Origin of the sequence: Pseudidiomarina terrestris (genome assembly GCF_030466405.1) — a bacterium.
Taxonomy (GTDB): domain Bacteria; phylum Pseudomonadota; class Gammaproteobacteria; order Enterobacterales; family Alteromonadaceae; genus Pseudidiomarina; species Pseudidiomarina terrestris.
The window spans coordinates 62602-81936 of record NZ_JAGGJF010000006.1 but is presented as its reverse complement, the minus strand read 5'-3'; the positions used below and the strand labels follow the sequence as shown (position 1 = coordinate 81936).

At 52.4% G+C, this 19335-nt stretch carries 16 protein-coding genes and 2 tRNA genes; 9 read left to right on the top strand and 9 right to left on the bottom strand.

Going from position 1 to position 19335, the window contains the following annotated elements; all coding sequences use genetic code 11:
* The first annotated feature begins 11 nt into the window (after positions 1-11).
* Together J6J34_RS11150 and rmuC are read left to right on the top strand one after the other, a co-directional pair.
* A complete protein-coding gene (locus tag J6J34_RS11150; protein ID WP_301721825.1) occupies positions 12-1523 on the top strand; it encodes a fumarate hydratase in 1512 nt (503 codons plus the stop codon).
* Entirely contained in the window at positions 1516-2895 is a 1380-nt protein-coding gene (gene rmuC / locus J6J34_RS11145; protein ID WP_301774066.1) for a DNA recombination protein RmuC, read from the top strand. The genes J6J34_RS11150 and rmuC overlap by 8 nt, the downstream gene beginning before the upstream one ends.
* Positions 2896-2909: 14 nt before the next feature.
* On the opposite strand, the gene J6J34_RS11140 is transcribed toward rmuC, so the two are convergent.
* The 5 genes from J6J34_RS11140 to cysZ all read right to left on the bottom strand — a co-directional run bounded on the left by J6J34_RS11140 (position 2910) and on the right by cysZ (position 7443).
* Entirely contained in the window at positions 2910-3464 is a 555-nt protein-coding gene (locus tag J6J34_RS11140; RefSeq protein WP_301774068.1) for a DUF805 domain-containing protein, read from the bottom strand.
* A gap of 104 nt (positions 3465-3568) precedes the next feature.
* The gene (gene rimO, locus J6J34_RS11135) at positions 3569-4924 is read right to left on the bottom strand and encodes a 30S ribosomal protein S12 methylthiotransferase RimO (RefSeq protein ID WP_301721829.1); all 1356 of its coding nucleotides are present in this window, start codon (positions 4922-4924) and stop codon (positions 3569-3571) included.
* Position 4925: 1 nt separating this feature from the next.
* Positions 4926-5750, bottom strand: a complete 825-nt coding sequence (locus J6J34_RS11130; protein WP_301774070.1) for a S1/P1 nuclease — start codon at positions 5748-5750, stop codon at positions 4926-4928.
* Positions 5751-5822: 72 nt separating this feature from the next.
* Positions 5823-6641 (bottom strand): hypothetical protein, encoded by an 819-nt coding sequence (locus J6J34_RS11125; protein WP_301721834.1) that lies wholly within the window; start codon positions 6639-6641, stop codon positions 5823-5825.
* 61 nt (positions 6642-6702) lie between these two features.
* The gene (gene cysZ / locus J6J34_RS11120) at positions 6703-7443 is read right to left on the bottom strand and encodes a sulfate transporter CysZ (protein WP_301721835.1); all 741 of its coding nucleotides are present in this window, start codon (positions 7441-7443) and stop codon (positions 6703-6705) included.
* A gap of 145 nt (positions 7444-7588) precedes the next feature.
* Between cysZ and smc the strand changes: the two genes are divergently transcribed.
* Genes smc through ligA form a run of 3 tightly spaced genes read left to right on the top strand, consistent with a single transcriptional unit; the run spans position 7589 to position 14165 of the window.
* Complete coding sequence (gene smc / locus J6J34_RS11115) at positions 7589-11065, top strand: chromosome segregation protein SMC (protein WP_301899038.1); 3477 nt, start codon at positions 7589-7591, stop codon at positions 11063-11065.
* A 43-nt stretch (positions 11066-11108) separates the two neighbouring features.
* Positions 11109-12140, top strand: a complete 1032-nt coding sequence (zipA, locus tag J6J34_RS11110) for a cell division protein ZipA (RefSeq protein WP_301834744.1) — start codon at positions 11109-11111, stop codon at positions 12138-12140.
* A gap of 9 nt (positions 12141-12149) precedes the next feature.
* A complete protein-coding gene (gene ligA, locus J6J34_RS11105) occupies positions 12150-14165 on the top strand; it encodes an NAD-dependent DNA ligase LigA (protein WP_301774076.1) in 2016 nt (671 codons plus the stop codon).
* On the opposite strand, the gene J6J34_RS11100 is transcribed toward ligA, so the two are convergent.
* A complete protein-coding gene (locus tag J6J34_RS11100; RefSeq protein WP_301774077.1) occupies positions 14162-15763 on the bottom strand; it encodes a lytic transglycosylase in 1602 nt (533 codons plus the stop codon). The two genes, ligA and J6J34_RS11100, sit on opposite strands and share 4 nt — an antisense overlap.
* A 57-nt stretch (positions 15764-15820) precedes the next feature.
* Positions 15821-16534, bottom strand: a complete 714-nt coding sequence (gene gloB / locus J6J34_RS11095) for a hydroxyacylglutathione hydrolase (protein WP_301721851.1) — start codon at positions 16532-16534, stop codon at positions 15821-15823.
* A 56-nt stretch (positions 16535-16590) separates the two neighbouring features.
* Here gloB and J6J34_RS11090 point away from each other — a divergent pair, with 56 nt between their 5' ends.
* Together J6J34_RS11090 and J6J34_RS11085 are read left to right on the top strand one after the other, a co-directional pair.
* Positions 16591-17340, top strand: a complete 750-nt coding sequence (locus J6J34_RS11090; protein ID WP_301721852.1) for a methyltransferase domain-containing protein — start codon at positions 16591-16593, stop codon at positions 17338-17340.
* Positions 17340-17729, top strand: coding sequence for a rhodanese-like domain-containing protein (locus J6J34_RS11085; RefSeq protein WP_301721854.1), 390 nt, complete (start codon positions 17340-17342; stop codon positions 17727-17729). Before J6J34_RS11090 ends, J6J34_RS11085 begins: the two co-directional genes overlap by 1 nt.
* A gap of 18 nt (positions 17730-17747) precedes the next feature.
* Here the strand turns inward: J6J34_RS11085 and rnhA are convergent, their stop codons facing one another.
* Positions 17748-18209: a ribonuclease HI gene (rnhA, locus tag J6J34_RS11080; RefSeq protein ID WP_301899037.1), complete on the bottom strand. Its 462-nt coding sequence runs from the start codon at positions 18207-18209 to the stop codon at positions 17748-17750.
* On the bottom strand, positions 18206-18904 hold the full coding sequence (gene dnaQ / locus J6J34_RS11075; RefSeq protein ID WP_301721858.1) for a DNA polymerase III subunit epsilon: 699 nt from the start codon (positions 18902-18904) through the stop codon (positions 18206-18208). Before dnaQ ends, rnhA begins: the two co-directional genes overlap by 4 nt.
* Before the next feature lie 232 nt (positions 18905-19136).
* Between dnaQ and J6J34_RS11070 the strand changes: the two genes are divergently transcribed.
* Together J6J34_RS11070 and J6J34_RS11065 are read left to right on the top strand one after the other, a co-directional pair.
* Positions 19137-19213, top strand: a tRNA-Asp gene (locus tag J6J34_RS11070).
* 25 nt (positions 19214-19238) lie between these two features.
* A tRNA-Asp gene (locus J6J34_RS11065) sits at positions 19239-19315 on the top strand.
* Positions 19316-19335 lie beyond the last annotated feature (20 nt).

Sequence of the window (19335 nt, the reverse complement as noted above, 5' to 3'; positions counted from 1 at the left end):
TAGAGGTAGTCATGGCCACCATTCGGCAAGCCGATTTCGTAGCAAGCATTGCGGACGCGCTGCAGTATATTTCCTATTATCACCCGCTGGACTTTGTACAAGCGCTGGAAAAGGCGTATCACAAAGAAGAAAGCGAGGCAGCAAAGAATGCCATCGCGCAGGTACTGACCAATTCACGTATGGCAGCCCAGGGACATCGGCCGATTTGTCAGGATACAGGTATCGTGACCTGTTTTGTGAAAGTCGGCATGGGAGTGCAATGGGATAAGACGGATATGACGGTGCAGCAGATGGTGGACGAGGGCACTCGCCAAGCGTACACCAATCCCGAGAATCCGCTGCGTGCGTCTATTGTCGCTGACCCTGCTGGAAAGCGTAAGAATACCGGTGACAACACTCCTGCAGTGGTTCATATTGACATGGTCCCGGGCGCAAATGTTGAGGTCATGATTGCTGCGAAAGGGGGCGGTTCAGAAAACAAATCTAAGATGGTCATGCTCAACCCAAGCGATTCGATTGCCGATTGGGTGGTGGAGACGATGCCGAAACTGGGTGCCGGCTGGTGTCCGCCGGGCATGATTGGACTTGGTATTGGCGGTACCGCCGAAAAGTCGGCAGTGCTGGCCAAAGAGGCCTTGATGGATCCTGTGGATATTCAGGAATTACTGGAGCGCGGACCACAAAGTGCAGAAGAAGAGTTGCGCCTGGAAATTTACGAGCGGGTCAACAAACTAGGTATCGGCGCGCAGGGTCTTGGCGGCGTCACTACGGTCATGGATGTGAAAATCAAAACTGCGCCGACACACGCGGCGTCAAAGCCTGTGACTTTGATTCCGAACTGCGCAGCCACCCGCCATGCTCATTTCACCCTGGACGGGTCCGGCCCTGCTGACCTTCAGCCACCGAAGCTGGAAGACTGGCCGGATATCACCTTTGAGCTGGGTGATGACGCGCGTCGTGTCAATCTGGATGAGCTGACACAGGCTGACATTGAGACCTGGAAAACCGGTGAGACAGTATTGCTGTCGGGTAAAATGTTGACCGGTCGCGATGCTGCCCATAAACGTATCAAAGATATGCTCGATAATGGTGAGAGCCTGCCGGTGGACTTCACCAACAAGTTTATTTATTACGTAGGTCCCGTGGATCCGGTGGGTGATGAAGTTGTCGGCCCAGCGGGTCCAACGACGGCGACTCGAATGGATAAATTTACTGACCTTATGCTCGACAAAACCGGCATTCTTGGCATGATTGGTAAAGCGGAACGCGGACCGGCCACGGTTGAGAGCATTAAGCAACATAAAGCGGTGTACCTGATGGCAGTCGGCGGGGCTGCGTATCTGGTTGCGAAAGCCATTAAGCAGGCCAAAGTAGTTGCCTTCGAAGATTTAGGTATGGAAGCCATCTATGAGTTTGACGTGGAAGATATGCCTGTGACGGTAGCCGTTGACAGTACTGGCGAAAATGCCCACGAAACTGGCCCGGCCATCTGGCGGGTGAAATTGGAAGGTGCAAATGCTTAGTCTTTTGACATGGCAATGGTTAGCTGCCGGCGCGGTTGCGCTGGCAGTAGGCGCGGGTTTGAGCTGGTTGCTGCAACGACCAAAGCTGGCGCGGCTGGCGCAGGATAAGGCGCATCAGCACGAGGTCGCCTTGCAACGAGAGCAACAACTTCAACTTGAGGCAGAGCGGACGGAGCAGCGCAACCAGCAACAGCTACAACAGGCTCAGCAGCGTCAGCAGCAGCTTGAGCAGCAGGTGCAGCAGGCGCAGCAGCAACGTAGTCAGTTGCAAGCTGATTTAGCTGCATCGCAGAGCAAACTGGAAAGTACGCTAAAACATGCCGAAGAAAAGCAAAAATTACTGGAAGCCAGCGAAGAGCGCATGAAAAAAGAGTTCGAACGTTTGGCCCAACAGATTTTTGAGCAAAAGTCAGAACGCTTACAGCAGCATAGCAAACTAACTCTGGAAACTACGCTGGCGCCTTTCAAACAACAGCTGGAAGCCTTTAAAAAGCAAGTTGAATCGCAGTACACTGAAGAGCTCAAGCAGCGAGCCTCATTGACTCAACAGATCACGTCACTGCAGGATCTGAACAAGCAAATGGCATCAGAGGCTGAGGCGTTAACTAAAGCCCTCAAAGGTGACACCAAAACTCAAGGCAATTGGGGTGAGGTGGTACTTGAGCGCATTCTGAACCAGTCAGGGTTGCGTGAAGGCAACGAATACGAAACCCAGAGTCATCACCGCGATGAAGACGGTCGTTCCTTTAAGCCTGACGTCGTGGTGCATTTACCGAACGACAAAGACGTGGTGATTGACTCAAAAGTATCCTTGGTTGCCTACGAGCGCTATTTCAACAGTGATGATGAGCAAGCCCGTGAAGCGGCTTTGAATGAACATGTGAATTCTTTGCGCGCGCATATTAAGGGGCTGGGTAAGAAGAATTATCAGCAACTTGAAAGTGTGCGAACGCTGGATTACGTGCTTATGTTCATCCCTATTGAGCCCGCATTTCTGCTGGCGGTTGACCGCGATCCTGAACTGATCCGGTTGGCGCTGGACAATAACATCATGTTAGTGAGCCCAACCAATTTGTTAGTTGCATTGCGGACAGTGAACAACATCTGGCAGTACGAGTATCAAAACCGTAACGCACAACAAATCGCGACGGACGCAGGTAAACTCTACGATAAGTTTGTCGGCTTCATTGAAGACATGCAAAAGATCGGCAACAGTCTGGATTCGGCGCGCCGGAACTACGACGGCGCCATGAATAAGCTCTCGACCGGACGCGGCAACTTAATTGGCCGCGTCGAGAAGTTTAAAGATATGGGCGTCCAGACCTCGAAGAAACTTGATAATAAGTTACTCGACGACGAAAGCGAGTCATGAGGCGCTGAGTCTGGTTACTGCTGCGTGGTTGCTTTTTGATAGTAGCCACGTGGTAACGCTAACAGGAATAATACGACTAAACCGCCAAAAGGCACCAAAGCAAGCAACTGCCACCAACCACTAACTCCCACATCACGTAAGCGGCGGGATCCAAACGCAATAAGTGGAACCACTACCAGTAGCCCTAGTGCTTCCGCAAGTATGGGATGCACCAGAGTCGCTAATCCCAAGCTTACCGCAGAAATTAAGAAAAACCGCCAATAGTCTGCCCGGTTAAGCGTACCTGAGAAATCAATGAGTTGAATCAAACGGTCTCGCCAGTCGGGTTTTTGTTGCGAAACTGCCTGCGGCATTGCCTCTGAGGTCTGCGCTTTACGTTCGTCGGCCAGTTCACTAATGGGAACCTCAAAGGCTGCAGCCAGAGCTTGTATTGATTCAAGTGATGCTGCACCTGACGCCTCTATGCGTTGGACGGTGCGTAAGGTTATTCCAGCGATATCGGCAAGTTGCTGTTGCGACCAACCGCGGAATTGGCGAAGTTGTAAGATCTTTGCTGTGTCGATTTTCATTAGTATTCCTCGCTGAACAATGACCTGAGCTTAGGCGAAATTTTCAGCGAGGACGACGTCAGTTTTACGACAGCAATACGTCATTTCAAGCTTACGCGAAACGCTTAACTGATTCTGGTTCCCCAGAGGTCGTATTCATCTGCGTGTTCGATACGCACGGCAACAATGTCACCAGGTTTGACGTCATATTCGCCATTGAGGAAGACCAGACCGTCGATTTCAGGGGCATCGGCATAACTGCGGCCGACAGCGCCTTCGGCATCGACATCATCAATCAGCACCTGCAAGGTGCGGCCAATCTTCTGTTGCAAACGCGCGGCACTGATCTCTTGCTGCACTTCCATGAAACGCGCATAGCGCTCCTGCTTTACTGCTTCTGGCACTGGGTCAGGCAAATCATTGGCTTTTGCGCCTTCCACGTCAGAGTAGGTAAAGCAACCGACCCGATCGAGCTGAGCTTCGCGTAAAAATTGCAGCAACTCCTCGAACTCTTCCTCTGTTTCACCGGGGAAGCCGACGATAAAAGTACTGCGGATGGTCAATTCGGGACAAATCTTGCGCCAGTTTTGAATACGTTCAAGAGTACGGTCCGCAGAGCCGGGGCGTTTCATCAGACGCAGGATGCGTTTATTGGCATGCTGCAGAGGAATATCCAGATAAGGCAGCAGTTTACCTTCTGCCATCAGTGGAATAACCTCATCCACCGAGGGGTAAGGATAAACGTAATGCAAACGCACCCAGATACCGAGTTTACCGAGGGCTTCACACAGTTCTAGCATGCGGGTTTTGACCGGTTGTCCGTCCCAGAAACCAGTTTTGTGTTTCACATCGACCCCATAAGCGCTGGTATCCTGAGAAATAACCAGTAACTCCTTTACGCCAGCATTCGCCAGACGCTGCGCTTCAGCAAGTACATCCCCCACCGGGCGGCTGATCAGGTCGCCACGCATGGATGGAATAATGCAGAATGTGCATCTGTGGTTGCAGCCTTCAGAGATTTTCAGGTAGGCGAAATGGCGCGGGGTCAGTTTCACACCAGTTTCAGGAACCAGATTTTCAAACGGAATGCGCTCCGGTTTGGGTACATAAGTATGGACATGCCCCATGACTTCTTCGTAGGCATGAGGACCTGTGATGGCCAGTACATTTGGGTGCACTTCACGGATTTCATCGTCTTTGGCACCTAAACACCCAGTGACAATAACTTTACCGTTTTCATGCAGTGCCTCGCCGATAGCATCCAGCGACTCCTGCACCGCGCTGTCGATAAAGCCACAGGTATTAACAATGACCATATCCGCACCGTCATAGGTATTGACGATGTTATAACCTTCGGTGCGAAGCTGGGTAAGAATTCGCTCTGAATCGACCAGGTTTTTTGGGCAGCCGAGGCTAACAAAGCCAATTTTGGGTTGCACGGCAGTCGGCGCTGTTTCCGGCACAAATGACTCGACACTCATATTAACTCTGACCTTTGGCAAAAACGTGATTCAGGTAAGCCGCAATGCGCACTCCACCTTGCTGCAGGCGGGTTTTCATTACTGGGGTGTAGTTGTAAACGTAATCCCAGCCCAGGTAGGGCTCATCGGTCTCCGGATAAACCTCATCACGAAGCTTTGAACTCTCGCTAATCCAGGTGTAGGGATCGGGTGTGGCCCAGGATGCGGCTTGCTGCACACTGATTTTCCGTTGCAGCCAGTGCGAGAATTCACTATAGGAAAGTTGCTGATGATCCACCAAGCCAGAGTCCCATACGCGGTGGAGATTACTCTGCTCGCCAAAAAAGACGACTTTGACATCATTGCCGCCGCGATCAGCAAGCGCGGCTGAACCCACGTGCAGGGGTTGATGTAAATCGCCAATGATATGCACAATAAAGCGTAAGGCCAGCTGTTTCTCGTCGCGGCTCGCCTGCGGATCCTGCAAGGTTGCTGTGAATTCAGTTAAAGCGCTCATAGCGTCGCCTTGCGGAGGACAGTCCTCAGCATGGTAATTATGGGGCTCATTCAGGGTGACGTAATGGAACGGGTTCGCCGTTTCCTGCCAGAATTCACTCGGGTTGGAGCGCATTTCGTCGGCATAAGTGGACGCCTCCGCCAGCGACTCAGGGCCTAACAATGCGGTTATGGCCGCCCGCGCATCCTCGCTAAGGTAGGATTCGGCAATTTTTCCGGTGATGCGGTGACCCGTTTTGCCCCATGCCTGAGCATCCGTGGCATACAAAGAGCTGGCACACGCCAGCGTTAGCGCGGTAACTGTCGCTAGAGAAGAAGAAAAAGGATTCATTGTATTAGACAAACCATAGTGTTGAGAGATACAAGTTTAGAGAGGTGCCAGATGCACAGTAATCCGTCTATTTTACGGGTTCTGCGGTAGAAGCCAACGATCTTTTGCACGAACAAACTTGGGATCTTGTATCACCTCAGGAATCGCGCTGTTAATCAACTCAATGGCGCGCTTACCCCAAGGCGTTGCAGGGCAGCCCACGGCGCCTTCAACTATCTCGCCATAGTTCTCTTTAATCGGCAGAAAAACCAATTCGATAGGAAGTATTTGGTTGTGATAGTTCAGCAGCATTGGGTAGTCGACGACGAAATCAATTCGCGATGCATTCACCATCGCCAGCATGTTGGCGTTTGCATCAGCGCCAGAGATCTCGCTAAAGCGCGAGGTATTATGCAAAAACCGTTCAATATAAGGTTGCAAGGTGCCGTAACGGCGTCCTAAGGGCTGCCCGAAACGATAGTCGCCAGTCTTAAGCAATTCGACAAAATCGACAGGATTGCCAAACCTTTCGGTGAAGGTTTGTGCCAGTTCGGGGCGAGTGATAATGCCATGCGCTGGATATTCCAAAATTGTGTCGGAGAAGTATGCTACGTCGGTATCCTGCTCGAGCCGAATCACGCAGGGATAGCAAATATCTCCCCCTTGCCGGATCAACGCGGCGATACGTCCGGCTGGATAACGGCTGATGCGCTGATCGGTATCAGGCAGAGCGCGCTGAAAAGCTTCGACCATGGCATCACAAACACCTTGTTTGGCGAAATACCCTTCAACGACGTGAAACGGAGGCGCACTGTTTACGCCCCAGATGATATCAGCATCACTGGCGTGAAGGCTTGGTCCGAGACCGCAAACCAAGAGCAATGTAACTGCGTAATGGCGAAGTTTACCCACCTTGAATAACCTGAGTAGCTAACAGAATGTTAACCATCATAACCATTGCCAGGCGGTTGCGCTAGGGTAAATTTTGGCCACGCATATGATCTACCCACATCGCGGTAGAGCCACAAACAGCAACCGGAATCATAATAAGGTTAACCACTGGAATGGAGGCCAGGAATGCGACAACAACACCAAAAGTCAGGCTCTTGCCCTGATGGGTGTGCAAGCTGGAGCGCATGGTCCGGAACGGAATTTTGTGGTTATCAAAAGCATAGTCTGCATATTGAATGGTCATCATCCATCCCCCCCAGAGCAGCCAGAGAATCTGGCCGATCACCGGCAAGAACAATAGCAACAGCAGGAAGCCCAGCGTACGCGGAATAAAATAAACTAACTTTTGCATTTCGCGGCCAAAGGTACGTGGGATATCTTTTATCATGCCCGCCACACCGCCGCCTGGCGCGCGAATACCGGTAAGTCGTTCTTCCACCTTTTCAGCGAGCAGGCTGTTAAAAGGCGAAGCGATGATATTGGCGACACTGGTAAAGGTCAGTGCGAACAGTAGTAGTACGCCAATAATAATCAACGGCCAGACCACAACTTCTAGCCAGCGCAGCCACTCCGGCAACCAGGCGACTAAATCAGCAACCCAAATCGCGGTATAGTGAAAGATGAAATAAATCGCGATGCTAAAAAGTACAATATTAATACTCAACGGAATGATTGCATAGCGCCGCACGCCTTTTTGAAATGCGAGCTCAAAACCACGTGCAACGTAGCTTGCGCCAATGTCACTGTAGGCTGGTTGGGGCATTCTTTACTCCTCTGGATGTTGAGCAAGTCTGTATTTGCTAAAGCTTTACTTAGTATACGTGCTTATACTAGTTAACCTACCCTTGAAAATGTTACAAAATCTAGCATTATGAACGGACAACGATAACAATGCAGCTGCAGACCGAATGCGCCTAAAACACATCAAACTTGCTGGTTTTAAATCCTTTGTCGATGCGACCAAAGTGCCTTTCCCCCACCAGATGACCTGCGTGGTCGGGCCGAACGGCTGTGGCAAATCAAACGTGATAGATGCGGTGCGCTGGGTGCTTGGAGAAAGCTCGGCGAAAAACCTGCGTGGCGATGCCATGACTGACGTCATTTTTAACGGTTCTGGTGCCAGAAAGCCGGTTTCGCAAGCCAGCGTGGAACTGGTGTTTGATAATTCCGATGGTCGCATTCAGGGAGAATACGCGAATTACGCCGAGATCTCAGTGAAACGCTTGGTCACCCGCGATGGCCGCTCGGACTACTTCCTGAATTCTAGTAAATGTCGTCGCCGCGACATTACGGATTTATTTTTGGGGACGGGGTTGGGTCCGCGCAGCTATGCCATCATCGAGCAAGGCATGATCTCACGCCTGATAGAGTCTAAGCCACAAGAACTACGGGTGTTCATTGAGGAAGCTGCAGGTATTTCAAAATACAAAGAACGGCGCCGGGAAACCGAAAATCGTATGCAACATACGCGGGATAACCTTGAGCGCCTGAGCGATGTGCGTGATGAGCTCGGTTCGCAACTTGAAAAACTACAACGTCAGGCGGCTGCAGCGCGGCGTTACAAAGACCTCAAGCAGCAAGAGCGGAAGTATAAAGGCGAGCTGCAGGCTTTGAAATGGCTTGCGCATGAACAACAGGCCGAGCGCCTGCGCCAGACTGTTCGCGAGCACGAAGCAGAGCTGGAACGCTGGATCGCTGAACAACGCGGCAGTGAGCGCGGCTCTCTGGAGTTGCGTGAACAGGCTGCGGAAACCAAAGCTAAACTCGATGAGATTCAGCACCAGTTCTACCAGTTAGGTAACGAGATCACCCGCACCGAACACCAGCTACAGAGCGCCCGTCAGCAACTGCAGCAACGTCAGCAACGTCAGCAGCAATTACAGGCCGAGCTGGAGCAACTCAACGACACCTGCCAGCGTGACCTGGCTCAGCAGGAGGAGCTGCAATTGCAGCTTGAGCAGTTACAGCCGGAGCTCGACGAAGCGGCGGTTACGGCGGAGCAAGCACAGCAGCAATTTGATGCTCACGAAGAGGCTTGGCTGCAGCTACAAAATGATTATCAGGCGCATATCGCGGCGCAACAGCATCAGCGGGAACGAGGGCAACAACTGCAACTGCAACAGGAGCGTGTGGCCGACCAGGTGCAGCGTAATCAGCAGCAGCAACAGGAGCTGCAGCAGCAACAGACACAACTGCAGCAGGAGCTGACTACGATTCAAGCTGATGCAGCTGAGAGCGGGCTGGAAGATGCTGCCGCCGCTCTGGCAAGCAGCGAACAGCGCTTGCAGGAGCTCGCTCAACAGCAGCAGCAGTTGCGCGAAGAACGTCAGCAGACAGAACAGGATTTAACGCAGCAGCGACAACAGCAGCAGCAATTGATGGGACGTCAGAGCTCGCTGCAAACCCTGTTAGAAGCTTCTCAGGCGAGTGACTGGCCGCAGGCACTAGGTGGCTGGCTCGCCGAGCAGCGGATCGAGCACCATGGCCAGGTTCGCGAGGCGATGATACTCGATGACGCTTGGCGTTTTGCCGCAGAACAGTTGCTGGGAGCCTGGCTGGATGCTTATGTGGTGGCGACCAAGCCCTCGTCCTGGCCAGAGCAGCTAGGCACGAGATTGGTAGTATTAACGGCTGACGATGCTCCGGCAAGAAGCCTGGCGAGCTTGATGCAGGGACCTTTACGACACTGGCCGTGGTTGCAGCAGGTGGCCTTGGTCAAAGATGCCGCTGAGGCCCAACTCAAGCTCGCTGAACCGGGCTGGCAATGCGCTTTAACGGCGGCCGGGGAGATGTGGTCTGCGGCGGGATATCAAGCTTCTCAGATTGATGCGGCGGACAGTCAGCTGTTGCAGCAACAGGAACTGATGCAGCTTGATGAGACGCTGGCGCGAGTTGCGACAGAGTTAACGCAACTGGAACAAGCTTTAACACTACAGAAAGGACAGCGGCAGGAACTGGAAGCTTCGTTGCAACAGCAGCGCGAGCATCATGGCCAATGTCAGGCAGAACTTTCCACCTGGCGCGAAAAACAGCAGTGGCAAGCGCGGCAGCAGCAGGAGCTCGAACAAAAACTTGGCGCACTGAAACAGCGCCAGTCTGAGCTGGCCGAACAGAGCGAAGAGTTGGCCCTGCAGCAGGAAGAAATTGCTATGCAGGTGGTCGCTTTCGAAGCGCAGCAGCACGACACACAGGGTGACGAGCAGTGGCAGGAAAAGCGTGAACAATTGCAAGCTGAGCGGGGCCTGTTGCGAGATGCTCTGCAGCAGCAACAACAACGATTGCAGGATAAGAAACTGCAGTTCGAGCAAGTGCGCAGCCAGTTGCAGCATACGCAGACACTGTTGCAACGGCTGCAGCAACAACAGCATCAGGCACAGGAGCAGTTGCAGCTGCTGGCTGATCCCGATACTGAGCAACAGGAAGAGTTGGAAGTTCAGGCTTTGCAGCTTGAAGAGCTCCTGCTGCAACGTGAACGCGTGGATGAACAACGCCGCGAGTGGGCCAATAAACTTGCTGAGGTTGAACAGCAATTGCATGAGGTCAGCAGCGGCGCCAAAGGTGTTGAAAGCCGGATTGAAAATGCCCGACAGCAACTGCAAAGTACGCAGATGGAGTTGGCTGCACTGCAAGAGCGCAGCCGCAACGTTCTTAATGTGCTAGACGAGATGCAGCAGCCCCTGAAACCGGTATTGGAGCAGTTGCCAGAAGATGCCAACGAACGCGCCTGGCAAGCGGAAGTTGATCGCCTGCAAAGTGCTATTTCACGTCTGGGCGCAATTAACCTGGCGGCTATCGAAGAGGCTGATACCTTAGGCGAGAGAAAAGCCTATTTAGATCAGCAGCATGAGGATTTAAGTTCGAGTCTGGAGACGTTAGATTCCGCCATACGCAAGATTGACCGGGAAACCCGACAGCGCTTCAAAACCACCTTTGATGCAGTGAATAATGGTTTACAAGAGTTATTTCCAAAAGTATTTGGTGGTGGCAGTGCCTATTTGGAACTTACTGAAGATGATCTGCTCGAAACAGGTGTAGCCATTATGGCGCGCCCACCGGGCAAGAAAAATAGTACAATTCACTTGTTATCGGGTGGTGAAAAAGCGCTGACGGCTTTATCATTAGTCTTTGCGATATTCAGGCTCAATCCAGCGCCGTTTTGTTTGCTGGATGAGGTTGATGCGCCACTTGATGATGCCAACGTTGGACGATTTTGCCGATTGGTGGAAGAGATGTCACAAACGGTTCAGTTCATCTACATCAGTCATAATAAAGTAGCGATGGAAATGGCCTCTCACCTGGCGGGGGTAACCATGCAAGAGCCGGGCGTCTCGCGTTTGGTAGCGGTTGATGTTGACGAAGCCGTCGCACTAACAGAAGCCTCTTAAAAACAAGAACTATAGGGTAATCACAGATCATGGAAAGCCTGCAATGAGTACCATGCAAATTGTTTTTAGCGTAATCGGTCTGCTACTGATTGGCCTGATTATTGGCCACGGTATGTGGAATATACGTCGTAATGAACGTCGTGCCCAGGCACGCGAACTTGAGCTTGAGCGTAAACGCCAACAGCAGTCGCAGCCAGGTCAGGGCTTTGATGACGATGGCATCGGTGAAGTGCGCGTGATTAAGCGCGCCTCTGAGCGCGCTCAGGAGCGTCCGGCAGGAGCAGCAGCGCGTCGTTCGGCTGACGGTAGTCACGTTGCTCGAACCCAGCAATCAACAGAACCGCGAGAAGTGGTTGGACGCACGCAAAATGAAGCTGGTGCGCAAGCAGCGCGACAGCCCACGCAAGTGGACGCTGAAGAGTTAACACCACGGAGTAAGCCCATTCGGGCGATGGACGATGAAGGTGAACTTGATTTGCCATCGCTGGCGGCAGAGCCCGATGAGCTGAAACAGGCTGAACAGCAACAGCCCGCAAAACAAAAAGCTAAGCCAAAAGCGGCCTCAGTGCGGAATAAGCCGGAACCATCCCAGCCCGCACAGCAAAGTATGGAACTCGAGTTAGAGCCAGGAGATGAACCCGCGTTGACACAAGCCCCCGATCTGGTGATTGCTTTACATGTCATGGGTCATATCACCGGACCAGTGTTATTGCAGCAAATGACTGAACTTGGCTTTAAATACGGTGAGTTCGATATTTTTCATCGTCACGTTGATACCGCAGGTCAGGGACCTGTGCTGTTTAGTTTGGCGAACATGTTTAATCCTGGCACTTTTGATATTGATGCGATGGAGCAATTTGAAACCAAAGGGGTCGCATTATTTCTGGCATTACCCATAAAAAGTAATTCAACAAAAGCCTTTACCATGATGCAAAACGCGGCAGAGAAGCTCGCCGCAGCAGTTGATGGCGGCCAGGTGTTGGATGAGAATCGCAATCCGTTGACCCGTCAGGCAGTGCAGCATATTCATCAGAACATTCGTGAATACGAACGTAAACGACTTATTCGGCAGTAACAAAACGCTATGACAGACACAGATGTTAGCCAGCGCGTAGAACGTCTACGCACGCTCATTACCCGTTATAATCAGGAATACTACGAACTCGATGAGCCTTCAGTGCCCGATGCTGAATACGATCGACTCTTTCGCGAATTGCAGGAACTGGAACGGCAACATCCCGAGCTCCAAAGTGAGTATTCGCCTACCCAAAAAGTCGGCAGCCGGCCGGTTTCAGCTTTTTCACAAGTGCGTCACGAAATGCCGATGTTGTCGCTGGACAACGCGTTTGAACAAAGTGAGTTTGAAGCATTTGCCAGCCGAGTGGAAGAGCGCCTGGACAGTGGCTCAGAGATTGCGTATTGCTGTGAGCCAAAGCTAGACGGTGCCGCTGTCAGCTTGCTGTACGAGAATGGTCAGTTGGTACAGGGGGCGACCCGGGGCGATGGGCAAACAGGCGAAGCCATTACTGCTAACGTGCGAACGATTCGCAACTTACCGCTGCAGCTACACGGTAATTTTCCCGAACGTATGGAGGTGCGTGGCGAAGTTTTTATGCCCCTGCAAGCGTTTGCGGAGTTTAACGAAAAAGCGCTGGCTCGAGGCGAGAAAACCTTTGCCAATCCGCGCAATGCTGCGGCTGGCAGTCTGCGTCAATTGGATTCACGGATCACAGCGCAGCGGCCTTTACATTTTTATGCCTATAGCATGGGCGTGGTGAGCGCTGATGCAGAACTGGCGGACTCTCATTATGAGCGGTTGCAGCAATTGGCGGACTGGGGCTTGCCGGTCAGTGCAGAGGTTAAACAAGTTGAGAGCTCCGCAGGTTGTCTGACGTATTACGCTGACATCCTCGAACGCCGTCATGATTTGCGCTACGAAATCGACGGTATCGTATTAAAAGTGGATGCTATCAAGCAGCAACAGGATCTGGGATTTGTCTCCCGTGCGCCACGTTGGGCAATCGCCTGGAAATTTCCTGCACAAGAGGAAATGACGGTGATTCATGGTGTCGACTTCCAGGTCGGCAGAACCGGTGCTATTACACCAGTGGCGCGGCTTGAGCCGGTAGCAGTCGCTGGTGTGACCGTTTCCAATGCCACCTTGCACAATGCCGATGAGATTGCGCGACTGGATATTAAACTGGGCGACACGGTGATTATCCGCCGCGCCGGAGATGTCATCCCACAAGTCGTTAATGTCGTCACCGAGCGCCGTCCGGATGATGCCCAAGCTATCGAATTTCCGAGCTGTTGCCCGGTGTGTGGGTCAAACATTGAACGGGCTGAAGGCGAGGCGGTGGCCCGTTGCACAGGCGGCCTTATCTGCGGCGCTCAGCGTAAAGAAGCTCTCAAGCACTTTGCCTCACGTAAAGCCATGGATATTGATGGTCTCGGCGATAAATTGCTTGAATTACTGGTTGAGCGTGAATGGTTAAAATCACCGGCCGACCTTTATCGACTAAAGGCGCGCGAGCTAGCAATGTTACCGCGCATGGGTGAGAAGTCAGCCGAGAACATTGTTGCGGCGATCACTGCCAGCAAGGAAACGACCTTGCCTAAATTTCTCTACGCGCTGGGCATACGTGAAGTTGGCGAGGCGACAGCTGCGAATCTGGCCAGTCATTTCGGTTCTTTAGAGGAGCTACAGGAGGCTTCTCAGGACCAGCTTGAGGAAGTTGATGACGTGGGTAAAGTTGTCGCCAGTCATATCTATCAGTTCTTTCGCGAAGCTCACAACCAGGACGTCGTGCGGGAGTTGCTCGAATTAGGTATTCATTGGCCGGCGATAGAAAAACTGGCTGCCAGTGAAGCAACGCTGGCCGGCAATACCTACGTGCTGACAGGTACACTCACGCAAATGACGCGTGATGAAGCCAAACAAGCACTGCAAGCACGGGGCGCTAAGGTCAGTGGCAGCGTATCGAAGAAGACTACAGCTGTCATCGCCGGTGAGAATGCCGGCTCTAAGCTTAGTAAAGCTGAGCAACTGGGTGTTCCAGTGCTCAGCGAAGACGATCTGCAAGCGCTGATTACAAGTTAAGAGTCAGCACCTAACCTGGTCACGTCGACAATAAGTTTGAGGCGCTGACCAGGTTGCAAGTACTTGGTTCTGGTAATCTGGTTCCACTTCTCAATGTCACCGATTCGCACGTTAAACTTCTGTGCAATTCGTGCGAGCGAATCTCCTGAGCGAACCCGATAGTGAATACTCCGGGTAACACCGCTTGGCTGACTGTCATCGGTCAGCCATACCACCAGCTCCCGGCCTGGTCGCAAAGGGTCTGTAGGAGCCATGCCATTCCATTTGGCAAGTTGGCGTAAGTTGACGTTATATTTGCGACTTAAATCCCAGAAGGTATCGCCTGTGGCGATTTCGTGCGTGATTTTGTAAGACCCACGTTGTTGCGATTGGGTCGCCGACAAGCGCTGATCTGCTGAGAGGTTATACTCCTTCAGATCGCGTGAGGCAGCTGGAATTAATAAGTAATCCCCCGCACGGATCAGGTGGCCACGTATCGAATTGGCTTGCTGAATAGCTTGTGTGGTCGTCTGGTACTGCTTGGCGATGACAATCAGGCTCTCTCCTGACTGCACTTTGTGCCGGGTCCACCGGACCAGGTCTTTGCTGTCGGCAGTTGCTAACCAGTGCTTAAGTTGTTGCGCATTTTCCCGTGGCAGTAACAGGCGATGTGGCCCCTCGGGGTCAGTAGCCCAGCGATTGTAGCCAGAGTTGTAGTGGTGCAATTGATCAAGCTTAAGCCCGGATTTCTCTGCAGCCAGCGCTAAATCAATTTGGGCTTCGGTTTCAATCACTTCCAGGTAGGGTTGGTTTGGGATCGGTAACCAACTGACCTGATAGGTGTCCTGATTTTTCAGAATGTCCGCCAAAGCGAGAAGTTTTGGTACATAAGCACGGGTTTCCCGCGGCAAATCAAGGGACCAGAAGTCTGTGGCTTTACCTTGACGTTTATTTTTACGAATAGCTGAGTTGACCCGGCCACCGCCTGAGTTATAAGCAGCGAGCGCGTGCAACCAGTCATCAAAGCGACTATTTAAGTCGGTGAGATAGTCCAATGCAGCATGGGTTGAGGCATAAACATCGCGCCGACCGTCGTACCACCAGTTAATATCAAGGCCATACTGTCGCGCAGTTCCCGGAATAAACTGCCACACCCCTGCGGCTTGCCCATGGGAGTAAGCAAATGGGTCAAATGCGCTTTCAACGATGGGCAACAGAGCCAGCTCTAAAGGCAATCCACGGCGTTCTATCTCGGCCACGATGAGGTGCATAAAAGGTGCAGCACGCTCGGCCACCCGATTCATATAAGCGGGATGCTTGAGGTAATAATTCCGCTGCGCCGTAATCCGGGCTTCATCAGGAACGGGCATGCTCAGCTGGCGCCGGATACGTTCCCAGACGTCAGCTTCCTGCTGTGGTGTCAGCTCTTCGATAACAGGCTCGGCAGCGATCAGTTGTGGACTTAACAAAACTCGCTCGGGCGTGGTATCAATCTGGGGTGCTGGCGAGATTTTATCTTCCTGTTTTGTTTCTATTTTTGCCGTCTGCTGCTCGGTCGGTGTCGACTGACAGCCAGCCAGAGCCAACGCACTCATGGTCAGCACTACCCAATTTTTCATGTGAACCTGTTCCTATATATAAAATCTCTGCGACGTTCTGCACAGCAGTGTACGGGTTTAAAACTTATCTTTCCACTGCCTTAATCGTGCGAACTCGTCAGGATCCCGGGCATGTAAAAAGGGGTTAATTTCGAGCTCCCGCGCTATGCTCGACGGCAAAGAGGGCTGGTCGTCCTCACGCCGGGCGGCGACGTCCCGTTGAGCTTGCTCGATAGCCTTGTTATCAGGTTCGGCAGCGGCTGCGAAACGCAAGTTGGCGGCAGTATACTCATGGGTACAGTAGACGGCGGTTGTTGCCGGAAGTTCTGCCAGTTTGCGTAAAGACGTGTAAAATTGTGGTGCTGTGCCCTCAAACATACGTCCGCAGCCAGCGCTGAACAGGGTATCGCCGCAAAACAGCAGGCCCGGGGTGTAAAAGCTGATATGGTCGAGGGTATGACCGGGCGTTTCAATCACTTCAAAGCGGCTTTGAAGACCCTCAGGTACGAAGGTATTGCCTTCGGCAACGGGATGAGTGATACCTTCTATTTTCGGATTCGCAGGGCCGTAGACCGGCACCTGGTAGTGCTCCAGTAACGGCATCAGACCGTCGGTATGATCCCAATGATGGTGGGTGATCAGGATACTTGCCAGTTGCACATTGTGCTTTTCCAGCCACGCCAGCACAGGTTTTTCATCACCGGGGTCTACAATAACAGCAGGCTTCCCCTTGGCTGGCTGAATCGCCCAAATGTAGTTATCATCAAAGGCTCTGATCGGGGATATAAGCATAATTTACTCATTCATTTTGCATTCGCGTGCGAACAGTATACAGGTCAACGGAGCACATGTTAAAACCCGCATTTCGTGAACAGGCAGTGAAAGCGCCGAAGCATTGGCAGCAGTTAGCTTGCGGCCAATGGCTGAAGACGCAGACTGAGCAGGAGCTAGCGCCCCACTGTGAGCGGTTGTATGGGTACCATTTTGCCAGGGTGGGCTGTCTGACAGCTGAACTGGAACTGCCTAAATTTGCCGTTGCCCATCAGTTCAGCGTCGCGGAGCAACTGCATGAGCAAGTACAGGTACAAGCGAAAAGCACCGACTGGCCGTTCGCGGAGGACGCGCTGGATTCGATTTTGATGGTGGGGCAGCTTGAATTTGAAAGCGATCCCCATCAAGTATTAAGGGATGTAAGCCGCAGTTTGATTGCCGATGGTAAATTAATCTACGTGGGCTTTAATCCTTTTAGCCCAAACCTGTTAACGGGATTATGGCCGGGCAATATGAAGCGTTACCCTTGGTCGGGCCGTTACTTTAGTAAAGCCCGGTTGTTAGACTGGCTGTCATTACTGAATTTTGAGGTCACGGTACAGCAGTATTTCGCGCCGAGCCTGTTGCAGCAGCGCTGGGGAATCCTGCAAGCAGGGATGGAACGCATTTATAAATTTATTCCGCAAAGTGGGGCGCTTTATTTAGTTGTTGCTAAAAAACGAGAATTTCCGTTAACGTTAGTAAGCGAGCGCCATAAACACCGCCAGGTACGGCCAAATTTGCAGACTGCACCCCTGGCGAACCAAACCCAACCGAAGGAGTACTGATGCTAACACCACAACAATTATGCGCAAAAGCAAAGAGCAATGTCGACGAGGTCGATGTCGATACCCTGCAACAACGAATCGCCGAGGGAGCCCGGGTGATAGATGTGCGGGAGCCCGGTGAGTATGCAGCAGGTCATATTCGCGGAGCGGTCAATATGCCCCGGGGCGTGCTGGAAATGCAGCTGAACCAACATCCGGATGTCGCTGGCTACGATGACGCACTGCAGCGTATTGCAGCGCAGCCATTGTATTTGATTTGTCGTTCAGGTGGGCGCTCAGCGCTGGCTGCCGAGTCACTGCAACGCATGGGATTTGATAAAGTGATCTCAGTTGATGGTGGCATGCAGGCATGGGACGAACGCAAATACCCGCAAGTGACCGGGGAATAATCGAGTATCCGCACTCAGCTAAGGCTGGTAGCCAGTGTCCTCGCTTAGCTTGGATCCGCTGGCTGCCTGTCGCGCTAATTCATCACAGCGTTCGTTCTGGGGGTGGCCGGCATGGCCTTTCACCCATTCCCAACTGACCTTGTGACGCTGGACCGCTTGGTCCAAGGCCTGCCAAAGATCCGCATTTTTCACCGGCTTACGATTGGATGTACGCCAGCCGTTACGTTTCCAGTTATGAATCCAGTTTTCGATGCCCTGTTTAAGGTACTGACTGTCTGAAGTAAGGGTGACCTGACAAGGATGCTTCAAGGCTTCAAGTGCCTTAATTGCGGCCAGCATCTCCATCCGGTTATTGGTCGTCAGACGATACCCCGCAGCAAGTTCCTTACGATGCTCACCATATTCAATGACCGCACCATAGCCGCCAGGGCCCGGGTTTCCCAGACAAGAACCATCGGTATAGATATGTACGTGCTTCATGAGGGCTGCTGCCAGAGTGGCGCGTCGATAAGCTGAAGTCGCTCCTGATGCGCTTGTTCTTCCTCCGCCGAGGCCTTGATAACCCGCAATGAGGGTTTATCCTGCACTGGCCGCCAGTCTACTTGCTGACCGTTTTGCTGATGGGACTGTTTTTGCGTGGCAAGCTCCAGTTTGGTCTGGCCACCTGTCATCATCAGGTAAACATCGGCCAGTAGTTCCGCATCGAGTAGCGCGCCGTGAAAGGTTCGATTAGAATTATCGATGCCAAAGGCCCGACAAAGCGCATCCAGATTGTTTTTCTGCCCTGGGCGCATTTCCCGCGCCAGCAACAGGGTATCCAGCACACCACAGTAATCGCGGGTGGCGCCGGTGCCATTGCGCAGGAGGGCGAACTCATGGTCCATAAAGCCGACATCGAAAGGCGCGTTGTGAATGACTAATTCAGCACCCTTAATAAACTCCAGAAACTCGTCTGCGATTTGAGCAAACACTGGTTTATCTTGCAGGAACTCATTGGTGATGCCATGTACGCCAATGGCTTCCTGCTCAACCACGCGCTGCGGGTTGATGTAGACATGGAAGGTATTGCCGGTAAGCTTACGACCAATAAGCTCAACCGCACCAATCTCGATAATGCGGTGTCCGCGCGCAGGGTCAAGGCCGGTGGTTTCAGTATCTAGTACGATTTGTCGCATGCCGCTGATAAACCTTGTAGTGATTCGCTGTAATGTAGAGGGAGATTACCTGAAGTTGCGCATAATTGCGATCGGTCTGCAGGGGCGAAAGTAAGGAAAACAAGGCGATTTGATTGTTTTTCAGGCAAACAAAACAAAACTTCAAAAAAAAGGTTGACGAGGGGCGACCGCCCTCGTAATATTCGCTCCGCATTCAGGGGGACCCACCCGGGAAACCCAGAATCAGGAAACTGGAGCGGTAGTTCAGTTGGTTAGAATACCGGCCTGTCACGCCGGGGGTCGCGGGTTCGAGTCCCGTCCGCTCCGCCACTTTCCTGAAAGCATTGACCGCTGCGGAGCGGTAGTTCAGTTGGTTAGAATACCGGCCTGTCACGCCGGGGGTCGCGGGTTCGAGTCCCGTCCGCTCCGCCATTTCAATAAGACTTTTCTTC

Coding starts and splice junctions, on each gene's coding strand:
- J6J34_RS11085 (WP_301721854.1), top strand. CDS start 17,340: ATGCTAACACCACAACAATTATGCGCAAAAGCAAAGAGCAATGTCGAC.
- gloB (WP_301721851.1), bottom strand. CDS start 16,534: ATGCTTATATCCCCGATCAGAGCCTTTGATGATAACTACATTTGGGCG.
- J6J34_RS11140 (WP_301774068.1), bottom strand. CDS start 3,464: ATGAAAATCGACACAGCAAAGATCTTACAACTTCGCCAATTCCGCGGT.
- smc (WP_301899038.1), top strand. CDS start 7,589: ATGCGCCTAAAACACATCAAACTTGCTGGTTTTAAATCCTTTGTCGAT.
- J6J34_RS11130 (WP_301774070.1), bottom strand. CDS start 5,750: ATGAATCCTTTTTCTTCTTCTCTAGCGACAGTTACCGCGCTAACGCTG.
- ligA (WP_301774076.1), top strand. CDS start 12,150: ATGACAGACACAGATGTTAGCCAGCGCGTAGAACGTCTACGCACGCTC.
- J6J34_RS11100 (WP_301774077.1), bottom strand. CDS start 15,763: ATGAAAAATTGGGTAGTGCTGACCATGAGTGCGTTGGCTCTGGCTGGC.
- rmuC (WP_301774066.1), top strand. CDS start 1,516: ATGCTTAGTCTTTTGACATGGCAATGGTTAGCTGCCGGCGCGGTTGCG.
- cysZ (WP_301721835.1), bottom strand. CDS start 7,443: ATGCCCCAACCAGCCTACAGTGACATTGGCGCAAGCTACGTTGCACGT.
- dnaQ (WP_301721858.1), bottom strand. CDS start 18,904: ATGCGACAAATCGTACTAGATACTGAAACCACCGGCCTTGACCCTGCG.
- rnhA (WP_301899037.1), bottom strand. CDS start 18,209: ATGAAGCACGTACATATCTATACCGATGGTTCTTGTCTGGGAAACCCG.
- zipA (WP_301834744.1), top strand. CDS start 11,109: ATGAGTACCATGCAAATTGTTTTTAGCGTAATCGGTCTGCTACTGATT.
- rimO (WP_301721829.1), bottom strand. CDS start 4,924: ATGAGTGTCGAGTCATTTGTGCCGGAAACAGCGCCGACTGCCGTGCAA.
- J6J34_RS11090 (WP_301721852.1), top strand. CDS start 16,591: ATGTTAAAACCCGCATTTCGTGAACAGGCAGTGAAAGCGCCGAAGCAT.
- J6J34_RS11150 (WP_301721825.1), top strand. CDS start 12: ATGGCCACCATTCGGCAAGCCGATTTCGTAGCAAGCATTGCGGACGCG.